This is a genomic window from Mycoplasma sp. 527, assembly GCF_053851595.1.
In genome coordinates this window covers 155,677-167,783 of record NZ_JBSQAY010000002.1, presented here as the reverse complement: position 1 = coordinate 167,783, position 12,107 = coordinate 155,677, and the positions used below count along the sequence as shown (strand labels likewise).

10 protein-coding genes are annotated in these 12,107 nt (G+C 27.1%); 1 reads left to right on the top strand and 9 read right to left on the bottom strand.

The genetic code is table 4. The features are described 5' to 3' along the window. Nucleotides 1-236 precede the first annotated feature (236 nt). The 9 genes from ACWXVQ_RS01670 to trmB form a co-directional block, all read right to left on the bottom strand. Nucleotides 237-1,439, bottom strand: a complete 1,203-nt coding sequence (locus tag ACWXVQ_RS01670) for a hypothetical protein (RefSeq protein WP_456013369.1) — start codon at nt 1,437-1,439, stop codon at nt 237-239. 211 nt (nt 1,440-1,650) lie between these two features. Next, the gene (locus ACWXVQ_RS01665) at nt 1,651-2,772 is read right to left on the bottom strand and encodes a hypothetical protein (protein WP_456013367.1); all 1,122 of its coding nucleotides are present in this window, start codon (nt 2,770-2,772) and stop codon (nt 1,651-1,653) included. 213 nt (nt 2,773-2,985) lie between these two features. Then, entirely contained in the window at nt 2,986-3,627 is a 642-nt protein-coding gene (locus tag ACWXVQ_RS01660) for a hypothetical protein (RefSeq protein WP_456013366.1), read from the bottom strand. Beyond that, nucleotides 3,599-3,946, bottom strand: a complete 348-nt coding sequence (locus ACWXVQ_RS01655; protein ID WP_438340548.1) for a hypothetical protein — start codon at nt 3,944-3,946, stop codon at nt 3,599-3,601. Before ACWXVQ_RS01655 ends, ACWXVQ_RS01660 begins: the two co-directional genes overlap by 29 nt. An 88-nt stretch (nt 3,947-4,034) precedes the next feature. Beyond that, entirely contained in the window at nt 4,035-4,253 is a 219-nt protein-coding gene (locus tag ACWXVQ_RS01650; RefSeq protein WP_444704948.1) for a hypothetical protein, read from the bottom strand. A gap of 349 nt (nt 4,254-4,602) precedes the next feature. Then, on the bottom strand, nt 4,603-5,229 hold the full coding sequence (locus tag ACWXVQ_RS01645; protein WP_438340546.1) for a hypothetical protein: 627 nt from the start codon (nt 5,227-5,229) through the stop codon (nt 4,603-4,605). Between the two features lie 359 nt (nt 5,230-5,588). Beyond that, a complete protein-coding gene (locus tag ACWXVQ_RS01640; RefSeq protein WP_456013365.1) occupies nt 5,589-7,589 on the bottom strand; it encodes a variable surface lipoprotein in 2,001 nt (666 codons plus the stop codon). Nucleotides 7,590-7,900: 311 nt separating this feature from the next. After that, on the bottom strand, nt 7,901-10,642 hold the full coding sequence (gyrA, locus tag ACWXVQ_RS01635) for a DNA gyrase subunit A (RefSeq protein ID WP_456012514.1): 2,742 nt from the start codon (nt 10,640-10,642) through the stop codon (nt 7,901-7,903). Nucleotides 10,643-10,738: 96 nt separating this feature from the next. After that, nucleotides 10,739-11,344, bottom strand: coding sequence for a tRNA (guanosine(46)-N7)-methyltransferase TrmB (gene trmB / locus ACWXVQ_RS01630; protein WP_456013363.1), 606 nt, complete (start codon nt 11,342-11,344; stop codon nt 10,739-10,741). A 139-nt stretch (nt 11,345-11,483) separates the two neighbouring features. Between trmB and ACWXVQ_RS01625 the strand changes: the two genes are divergently transcribed. Beyond that, nucleotides 11,484-12,098, top strand: coding sequence for a DUF402 domain-containing protein (locus ACWXVQ_RS01625; RefSeq protein WP_438340542.1), 615 nt, complete (start codon nt 11,484-11,486; stop codon nt 12,096-12,098). The last annotated feature ends 9 nt before the right edge of the window (nt 12,099-12,107 follow it).

Below are 12,107 nucleotides of genomic sequence, written 5' to 3'. Positions count from 1 at the left end.
CCCCTTTTTAATTAATGTGCTTTTCAATATAATATATACCATAGTTTTTTTTTTTTTTTGCAAAGTGTATCTACTTTATTAAAATTGTTATTTATTTAAAAATATTAAAATTTAATTTTCTATTCATTTATTTCTAAAATGTAAAACTCTATTTTTATTAGATCTTAGTAATATTAAAAAAATATAAATAATAAAATAAGATGATTATTAAATCATCTTATTAAATTCAGTAATCATTATAAGTATTTTTCAAGTTGTAATTGTTCTTGAGAAATTTTATCAATTAATTCTTTAATTTCCTTTCTTAATTTATACAAAAGGTCCTTCTTTTTATTCAATTTTTCTAGTTTTTCTTTAGCTAAAGGATCAGGTTTTTTCATCAATTCTGCTATTTGGTTATCAATATCCTCAATTATCAAATTAGACACCGATAGTTTCTTATACAAATCTATTCTCTTATTTATTTCGCTCTTATTTTCTTCGAAAATTTTAATTAATTCTTCCGCATTTTTTTTATCAATTATTTCTTCTTGCAAATCCATTTTAATTTGTTCAATTTGAGCAATCACATCAGTTCTTTCTTGCTCTAATTCTGCTAATTGATTAGGAAACTCAGATTTATCTGCCTTGTAGTTTAATAATTCTTCAACTTTTTGCTTTCTTTGTTGACTCTCTGTTTTTAAATCTTCATATTCTTTTTTTAGTTCTTCGTATTCCTGAGCATTATCAGGATCGTCAACCTTACTTTGAGTTAGATTCTCAATTTGTTCTTCTGCATCTTCAATAGCTGCTTTTAAATCATCCAATTCTGATTTAGAAATAGTTTCAAGTTCAACGGTTTTTTTATCGATTTCATCTTCGTTAACCTTAATTTCATTTTGTATTTCTTGTGCTTTTGGACTAATTTTTGGTGTTATATCATCTTTTTTAGTATCAGGTGTTTTGATTAAACCCTTTTCTTTAAGAGAATTAAAAAGTTTAATTAAATCCTCTTCTTTGATTTGTTTTTCAATCTCTTGTAAACTTTTTTGTAATGATTCTATTTTAAACATTTCTTCTATTTCTTCATCTGTCAAGTTGCTTAACAACTCATCTTCTTTAGGGTCAGGTGTAACTTCTGGAAGAGATGGTGATACAACAGTGTCTTTAGTGTCCTCATCTTCTGTTCTGCCTTCTGGAAGGGTTTTTCCTAAATGTTTAATTTCTGGTTTCTTTTCTTGTTCTTTGCTTTCTTCTTTCTTTTTAGAATCTTCTGGTTTCTTTTCTTGTTCTTTGCTTTCTTCTTTCTTTTTAGGATCTTGTGGTTTCTTTTGATCATCTATTTTAGGATTGCTAGGTTTATTATCATTATTTGAACTGCAAGAAATAACAGTTGCAGCTGTTATAAAAGGTATTGAAATGCTTGCTAATGTTAATAAAATTTTGTTAGATTTTTTCATAAATTTCCCCTTAAAATGTTTATCAATTTACTAAATTACACCATAGTTTTTTTTTTTTTTTTGTGAAATTTATCAACAAAATATCAAAAAAATCTGTTTTTATAAATAAAAGTTATTCTTAGTTTTATCAATTAAGTCTACTTGGTTTAAGCCATTAATATAAAAAATAAGATGACTACAAAATCATCTTATTAAAATTTTTTTGTGCTACCTACAAATTTAGTTCAAGTTCTATTTCCTTTTGAAATACCTTTGCAATTAAATCTTCAATTTCTTCACTTAATTTATTTAAAGTTTTCATTTTATTATTTAATTGTGTTTTTAATTCTTCATCTTCAGGATGTTTAACAGTAGTTTTTTCTAATTCCCCTATTTCCTTCTTGATATCTTCTGCTATGGCATTAGCTATTGAAAGGCGTTTATATATATTAATTCTTTTATCAATTTCTTGTTTATTTTTTTCAAAGACTTTAATTAAATCATTAATATTTTTATTATTGAATTCATTATCATTTAATAGTTTTTTTAACTCAACAATTTGGGAATCAGCGTCGGTTTTTTCTTGTTCTAATTCGACTATTTGATTAGAAAACTTAGAGTTATTTTCCTTATAATTGAATAATTCTTCTTTTTTTTGTTTGCTCTTTGTTTTTAAATCTTCATATTCCTTTATTAATGCTTCGTATTCCTTAGCATTATCAGCATCGTCGGCTTTGCTTTGAGTTAAATTATCAATTTGCTCGTCTGCATCCTCAATAACTGCTTCCAAATCATTCAATTCTGATTTAGAAATAGTTTCAAGTTCAACGGTTTTTTTATCAATTTTTTCTTCATTAACCTTAATTTCATTTTGTATTTTTTGTGCTTTAGGATTAACTACCATTGATCCATTAATTTGTCTATCAAAATCATCATAACTTATATCTGACGAGCCGAAGTTTAATAACTCATATGCTGGAGGTGTTTGATGATCTTTTGGTACATCTGGTGTTCCAAAAATTTGACGATTAAAATCTTCTAGCTTAACATCTTCTCTATCATATCCCAACAATTCAAAAGATGAAGGGACATCTGCATCATTTATTTTACCGGTTTCAGATTTATTTTTACCTTCACCATTTTTATGTTGGTTCTTAATTTCTGATTCTGGTTTCTTTTCTTGTTCTTTGCCTTCTTCCTTCTTTTTAGGATCATCTAGTTTCTTTTGATCATCTATTTTAGAATCATTAGGTTTTTTATCATTGTTTGTACTACATGAAATAACAGTTGCAGCTGCTATAAAAGGCAAGGAAATGCTAGTTAATGTTAATAAAATTTTGTTAGATTTTTTCATAATATCTCCTTAATGCAATTTTTAGATAAAAAAAATTAAACCATTTTTTTTTTTTTTGGAAAATTTTTCAACAAAAAACAATAGATTTATTTTTGTCATAATAAAATATGCTTTTTAGTTTTGTTCTAAAAGCATTAAAAAATAAGATAAAAAAATAGGATAGTATATATAACTACCTTATATTATCATTTTGCCTATATTTATATTTTTTGCTTATAAATATTTAGAAATCTCTATTTCTTCCTGAAATACCTTCGCAATTAGATCTTTTATTTTCTCTCTTAATCTATAAAGATTATCCTTCTTTTGCTTCAATTCCATGGATAATGTTTCATTACTATCATCATTTGTGGAACTAATTGTTTTATTCTTCATTAGGCCCTCTATTTGATTATCAATATACTTAATTACCAAATTAGCTACCGATAAACGTTTATATAAATCTATTCTCTCATCTATTTCTATTTCATTTTTTTCAAAAATTTTAATTAATTCTTCCGCATTTTTCTTATCGATTATTTTTTCTTGTAAATCCATTTTAATTTGTTCGACTTGAGTATTAGCATCAGTTTTTTCTTGTTCCAATTCAGCTATTTGACTAGGAAATTCAGACTTATCTGGCTTGTAGTTTAATAATTCTTCGACTTTTGTTTTTCTTTGTTCGTTCTTTGTTTTTAAATCTTCATATTCCTTTATTAATGTTTCATATTCGCTAGCATTATCAACATCTGCCTTATTTTCAGATAGATTAGCAATTTGTTCTTTTGCGTCCTCTATTATTTCATTTAAATCATTCAATTCTGATTTAGAAATAATTTGAAGTTGATTACTTTTTTTGCGTAATCATTTCTTCATTTTCTTTGATTTCTTCTACTATTTTTGCGACCCTTGGGACAACATTTGGTGTTGCTGAATCTTGTTCACTAATTCCTGTTTTAGCATCCTCAAAATCACCTTCTTCATTACTATCTTCAATAATTAGATCGCCTAGATCATCACCATCATTTTTATCATTCACATCTTCAATAGATTCAGAATCGCTAAGTTCTTCTTCGCTATCTTCGGGGTTATTTGGATCGAATTCTTTATCATCCATATCTTCGCTGTCGTTAACTTGATCATTTTTATCATTGTTTTTAGATTTTAAAGATTCTTCATCATTAAATTCTCCCAAATTTTGGGAATTATCAATTTCCTGTTCTTTTTTAGTTGAATCTTCTTCTTGTTTTATTCGATCTCCTTGAGGTGTTAAGGTTTTACCATTAGATGTTTCATTTTTTGGACTCTTCCAATTCTTTTTCTTTCAATTCCTTTATTTTATTGATTTTAGGTTTTTTAGTCTCATCTTCTTTTAACTTTTTATTTATATCCACTTCTGATTGTATAGGGTTCAAATTACTACATGATATTACTGAACAAGCGGCTACCGTTGATATTGATAAACTAGCTATGGTTAGCAAAATTTTACTTGATTTCTTCAATGCCGTCCTCCATTATGATTTTAAAATTAATATAAAACATATATTAGTCATTAAAAAATGAAATTTACAATTATTTTAATATTTAAAAAATAGTACAAATATTCGAATTGCCTAAAATAATTTAAAATTATGAGCAAAATTTAGCTCTTTATAAAAATTATTCAATAATTATTTTGTTTACTTTTTATAATTCAAATTATAGTCAGCAAATACATATTTATAATTTATTAGCTTAATTTCTATATTTGATTTGCTATAATTAATTAATCTTAAAAATCATGATTAAGGGGGTATGTGCTTTCTTTATAAATTGAGTTCAAGATATACATAGAAATATCAAAACTAAAACCTATCGGTTTTCAATTTTTGAAATAGCACTTTTTGGTCTATTATTATCATTATATATGGTGTCCGCAGCCATAGAAAAATTTGTATTTATTGGTGCTTTTAACATTTCAATAACATATGCAGTTTTTATTATTTTTGGTCTTGCGCTTGGGCCTTGAAAAGGGGCAATTATTGGTTTATTATGTGATACGATTAATCAACTGATCTTTGGAATATCAACATGGATGCCTGAGTATGCGATTGTCCCTATTTTAATAGCTTTTCTTGCTGGATATTTTATGAGAGGATTAAATAAAAAAAACGAAACTGCAACATGAGCAATTGGTTTTATTTTTCTAACCATTATTACAACAATTTTTATTTTAATCCTACTAAAAGAATATAATTCCCTACCAATTAGTGAGGGGTCTCTAAAAAGAAAAAGAAAACTATCAATCAACGCTGTTATAGGCATATCTACATTTGGAATAGCATCTATATGAATAATATCGGAAGCATTCTTAATAACATATTTAGTAACAAGAAATGTCCACGTTAAATATGCAATGTTTCTATTATTCAATATTTTATTAACTGTATTTGGAATACTAATCATAACTAGATGATTATGAGGTCCGTATGCATACATTAACTATCATAACCGTTTCCGAAGCGGGACATGAAAACATAGTGAATATTACTTCTTCTTTATGGTACCTATCATATTTAAGAGTTTAGTTGAAATACCAATTTATACATTTGCTATATTTGCAGTTTATCCAATTATTAGAATAATTAGAAACAAAATTAATTATGTATCTAAAAAAATAAGTGTTTTTTAACATATTGCAAAAAATAATTTCTAGTCTCTAATAAAATCAACACGGCTCAAAATTAAGACTTTTTTTACTTTTGTGTTTATAAACTATAAATAAAAATCTAGGTAGTAAAAACCTAGAATTTTATTTATATAAATTTTTAGATTACTTATTTCCAATAAAATTTATGCTAATTAACTTCAAATACAGTAACAAAAGCAAAGGATTCAACATTATTTTTTTTGTATCGAACAATTACAGAAATTTTTGTCTTAGAATTTTTGGTCTTAACCTCGAATTTTGTAGGTTTAATTATTTCAAATCCTTCAGGTATATTTATTTCATCATAAACTAAATTTTTAAGGTCAAAATTTTCCTTGGTAAAACTACCATTATATTTAAGTTTTTTATCAAAACCTCTTGCTTTTATTTCTTCAGTTAATTGAAGTCTTTTTATATCCTCTTCTGCTGTTTTTTCATCGTTAATTTTAACTCTTGTTGAGCTTATTCTTGCATAATCCTTATTCAGAACATCAGTTAAGCTACCCAAACTTACTTTTATTGATTTAATTTTATTGTTTTCAATAATTGGTTTTGAGAATATTAAAACATTTTGTGTATCAATAAAGGTTTGGGTGTAATTGTAAAAGAATAATTCCGAATCAATTTGATAAGTATTTTTGTTAAATTCAAAATGTTGGGCTGCTATAAATTCTTTACCATCTTTTAAAATTTTTTCTTTAATTTCATTATTTATTAAAACTAATTCTTTTGATTTAAGATTCTTCAAAGCCTTATCATGAATTCTTTTAAAACCATTATCACTAGTTAGATATTCATCAGAAGGTGTTTCCTTAAAATCGACTAATTTTATTTGTTTATATTGTTTATTTTCAATGGTATTAGTTGGAGCTTGAATATCTTCAAGGGGTTCTTGGCCTTTTTGCTTTCTTATATTATTTAATTCTTCAATGCCTAATTTATTCAAATCAAATTGCACGTCATATGAAATCATAGGGCTTTTGCTTCAATCGGCAAAGGAAACTTCGATAGTTATTTTTTTAATATCGTTTTCTTCTTTTATATCTTTAAAAACATATTGTAATTGATGATTCTTTGTTGTTAATCAATAAGATTTATTAGTTAATTTTGCATAATCGCCCTTTTCGATAAATGTTTTATCTTTTGAATAATAAGGATAAACAAGAACATTCTTAAGTTGTGCAACTAAAAATTCTTTTTGCTTTTCTTGTGTTAAATTATGAGGATTAATAGAAGAAGGATGCGCATATCTTTCTTTATCAATTGTTTTGGTTATCTTTTTACTTATTTTTTTGTCTGTATTTGAATATAATAGAATATCAATTTTATATTCATTATCAGATACCTTAACTAGATTAGAAAGTTCAAAATTATACAAATTTTTATCATATTCCGAAACAACAAAGTTAGGCTTATTTTCAAAATTATTAATTGATACATTCGTAAGTACGTTTTGATAAGCCTTTTCATTATTAAATCTTATCTTTAACTTTGTAAGGTTCTCATCTAATTTTGTTTTTTCTTCTAATTCTTTGTTTATTTGATTCATACCTTTTTTTCATCCAGTTAGAATGAAAAATTTATTTTTTTCATGTCTTATATTGGTATTTTTCTTTTGTAGTCGATATATAAAGGTAATGTCATTAGTTTCTTCGTTTTTAACAGCCTTGTATTGACTAAATTCAAAAGTCTTAGGCAAAATCTTAATAATTTTGCTCAAATCAGCTTGTGCTAATGTAGTATTTTCTATACTTGGATAACTAAATCTTGTATACGATTCCGCTAATTTAAGCAACTCTTGGTCAGATTTTTTTGACAAATTAGCAATTTTAGATTCCATTTCATTTTTTGCTATTTCCATATGATTAGTAGTAGATTCTATCATAATTAAATCACTACTATTTTTTAGAATGTCCTTAGCTTTATCTATAGCCTTTTGATAAACTTCCTCTTCTTCAAAGCTAAAAGCTAGCGATGCCTTATTTGCACTAAAGATTCTGTTTGTTTCCTCAACAGAAGTTTTTAATAAATTCTTAATTTTTTTTAAATCTTTTTTTGCATCCTGACTGCATGAAATTGATATCACAGGAATGGTAATTAATGGTGAAATTAACCCTATTGATAATAAAATTCTCCTATTTTTAGACATAAAGTTCCTCCGTAAATTTAAAAGAAAAGGCCACAAAAAAGTGGCCTTTTTATCCCTTAGATTTTATTGATTTTAATTCTTAATCTGATTGATTTATTCATTTTATAGTGAAATTATAGCATAATTAACATAGGCATTATAAAAGCACTAAAAAAGTAATAAAAAAGTCCTAAAATGGACTTTTACTTGCAACTATGCGTATTTAATATATAACAACAAAAGATTTATTTTGTGCTTGGTTTAAATACATCTAATATTTTATAATATTTTGACTAACTAATTTAATATTATATTTTTTATTTAAACAATTTTTATTCATTATTATTGGTCTTTTCTTCATTTTGAATATCAAGATCAACATCACTGGTAATATCTTTTAATTCAGTATCAGTCAATTGACGTGTCTCATTTTCCTCGCCTGTTTCGTTAATTACTTTTGCCACTGCAACAATAGAAGAATTTCTCTTCTTTAGATCGATTAATTTAACTCCTTTTGCATTTCTTCCGGTAATACTTACGGCTTTTAGTGAAAATCTAATTGTAACACCCTCGTCGGTTATAACAATTATATCCTCAGTTCCTTTTACAGTTGCTGAGTAAGCAAGTTCGCCAGCTTTTCCTTCATTTAAAGCTAAAACACCCTTTGAATTTCTTTTTGTTTTTCTAAATGAATCAACAAGGCTTAATTTTCCATATCCACTTGCACCAAGACTAAAAATATAATTTCCCTCGCTCGAGGTCGAAGCAGAAACTACCTTTTCATTTTCTCCTAATTTTATTCCCACAACACCAGCTGCTAATCTACCTTTTGAATTAATATCAGCCACCTCAAAACGTGATAATTTTGAATTATTGGCTGCTATAAAGATATCCTCATTATCAGTCGCAACTAGTGCCTCGACAAGACTATCTCCATCCCGCAATCCAAATGCTAGCTTTCCGTTTCGATTAATTAATTTATATAATGATAAATGTGATTTTTTAATAATTCCTTTCTTAGTTACAGTTACTAAGAATTTATTTTTATCATAGTCACTATCATCAACACTTAATATTTTTATAACACGTTCATCACTACTTAAAGCACCAATGATATTAATAATTGGTGTACCTTTTGATTGCTTAGTCCCCACTGGGATTTCATATCCTCTTACACGATAAACCTTAGCTCCAGTAGTAAATATCAATAAATCAGTATGTGTATTAGCTACCAGAATGTCTTGAATATCATCGTCTTGATAGGTTTTAGCAGTTGAAACACCAACGCCACCGCGGTTTTGTTCTTTGTACTCATCTAAATCTAAACGTTTTAAATAGCCATTTGTAGTAACAGTAATGACAACGTCCTTTCTAGGAATCAAATCCTCATTATTAATATCAGAGGCTTCATCTCAATTAATTTGCGTTTTACGGCTATCTCCATATGCTTCTTTGATTTCGTTTAACTCTTTTATTATTAGATCAATTAAAGCATTTTTATCGCCCAATATTCTTTGATATTCGCCAATTCTTTCGTGAACTAATGCCAGCTCTTCATTCATCTTAGTAATAGCTAATCCAGTTAGTCTGCCAAGTCTCATATCAACAATGGCCTTGGTTTGAATTTCACTTAAATTAAACTTATTACTTAATTCTGTTTGCGCTTCTACATCAGTTTTTGATTTCTTTATAATTTCAATTACACGGTCGATATTTTCAACGCAAATTTTAAGGCCTTCCAAAATATGAGCTCTTGCTAAATCTTTTTCTAAATCAAATTGCAATCTTCTTGTAAGAACATTAATTTGGTGTTTTAAATATACTTCTAAAGCAGTTTTTAAATTAAGTTTTTGCGGTTCATTATTAACTAGAGCTACCATATTAAATGAAAATCTAGTTTGAAATTCTGTTAATTTAAATAATTTATTCAAAATAACTTCTGGGACATATGCCTTCCTAATTTCGATTACAATTCTTATACCATCACGGTTTGATTCATCACGAAAATCGGAAATTCCTTCAATTTTTTTATCCTTAATTAAATGATTTATACTTTCAATTAAGCTTGCTTTATTTTTACCATATGGAATTTCTGTAATAATAATTTTAGATTTGCCGTTACTCAATTCCTGAATAGTTGCCTTTGAACGTATAGTAACACGGCCAACTCCTGTTTCATAGGCGCGTATTAAACCTTCTTTGTCAAAAATTATCCCCCCAGTTGGAAAATCTGGCCCTTGAATATATTCCATTAATTCACTTATTGTAATATCAGGGTTTTTTGCCAATGCACAAACACCATCGATAACCTCATTTAAATTATGAGGTGGGATACTTGTTGCCATACCAACAGCAATACCATATGAACCAGAAACTAATAAATTAGGAAATCTAGAAGGCAATACTACTGGTTCTTTTTCTGTTCCATCATAGTTATCAATAAAATCAACAGTATTCTTCTTAATGCCATCAACCATAGCGCCTGCAATCCTCGACATCCTTGCTTCTGTATAACGCATAGCCGCAGCAGAATCGCCATCAATAGAACCAAAATTACCATGGCCATCAATTAAAGGATATCTCAAAGAAAAATCTTGAGCCATTCTAACCATTGCTTCATAAACTGAACTATCACCATGAGGGTGATATTTACCCAACACATCCCCAACAATACGAGCAGATTTTTTATGTTGCACATTATGAAACATCCCTAATTCGCTCATACCATATAATATTCTACGATGAACTGGCTTTAGTCCATCCCTTGCATCAGGTAAAGCCCTTGCAACAATAACACTCATTGCATATTCAAGAAACGAACTCTTCATAACCGTTGCAAGATCAGCTGGTCTTAGTCCGTTTACTTCACTATCTAGAATTTGACTTTGGACAACATAGCTTTCATTATTTTGGGGAATATATTCCTCTTCATCATCTATTGTTTCTTTTGGCTCGTCATCAAAAACTCTTTTAATTTCGTCGCTAACTGCATAAAAATCATCTATTGTTTCCTCTTTGCTTTTTTCCTGGCTCATTTTTAGTTCATCTAGTTTTTTTTCTTCATCATTAAGCATATTTACTCCTATAATATATTACAAAGTAATATATTAATTATACCAAAAAAGACATAAAAATTAAAGGCATAAAAAAAACCATAAACTTTTTATGGTTTAAAATTTAAAAGCAATAAAATAAATTTTTTTGCCTTCATTTCTGAATTTTTCTTCATAATCAGTCAATTTATTTTCAATTTGATAATTACAATTATGTAAATCCGACGTATGATAAATTATATCAGCGTTAAATTCCTTTAATTGTTCCAATGCAAATTCATATAACCCATTATTATCAGTCTTAAAATAAACTTTGCCTTCCTTATCAAGAACAGATTTATATTGTTCTAAAAAAGTTTTATAAACTAGTCTCCTCTTAAAATGCCTTTTTTTAGGCCATGGATCAGAAAAAGTTAGCCAAATTGTTTTTACCTTATTGGCAATAATTTCATTAAGTTTAGCAGCATCGCCCACAATTATCTTCATATTTTTTAAAGACTTTTGTTCAATCTTCTTGAGCGCTGATAATGCTGGGGTCGAGTATTTCTCTATACCTATATATTCGTTTTCCGGATGACATAGTGCTAATTCTGAAAGCATTTTGCCCTTTCCCATACCAATCTCAACAACAGCATTCTTTTTAGGTGTATAAGGGAATTGGTTAATATAAAATTCACTATTTTCGAGAGTGCTTAATGCGTTTTTATTATGTCTTAATCTCATAGATAAAATTGTATAAAACCTTCTTGCATATTTTTTAAAAAAGATGGTTTTTAGTAACTTTTGTTTATAATTTTTATGATAACTAACTAAGTAAAATTAGTTTCTTATACATATATTAATTATTTAAAAATGAGGATACATGAGCTCTAATAATGAGATTAAGAGTTTTCATGATTTAGCAAAACAAGAAAATATATCAAAATTAGAATCAAGAAAACCTAAGAAACTATATCAAATGGGCCAGCTAGTTTCTGTTCAAGCTTTTAAGTATGATGGCACATTATATCGACAATATGAAGGGTGTAAAATCATAGCTAATCTTGATGATTTTGTTGTTGTTTTATTAATGAAAACAAAAGTGCAAGAATCAAATATCAACTGGCTAGTTTCAAAACCTATTTTGTTTTTCTTTGCCAAAAATAAATTTTATAATGCTTCGATAACTCTTAATGATGATAGACCAAACAATATTTATGTTAATTTAGCTAGTCCTTTTTTTATTGAGGATAATATCATTAAATACATTGACTTTGACCTTGATATTAAATGTTACAACGATGATGAGTTTAACGTTATTGACTGAATTGACTTTAAAGAATCGATAACCAAGTTAAATTATCCTTTAAAATTGATTTATCGCATCTATAATGAACTTGATTTTTTAGAAGAACAAAGCAGATTAAAAAGGGGTATTTTTTCTAAAAAACTTATTAACGATATTAAAAAACAATTAATAAATTCCGGCGATATTTAGAATATTTAA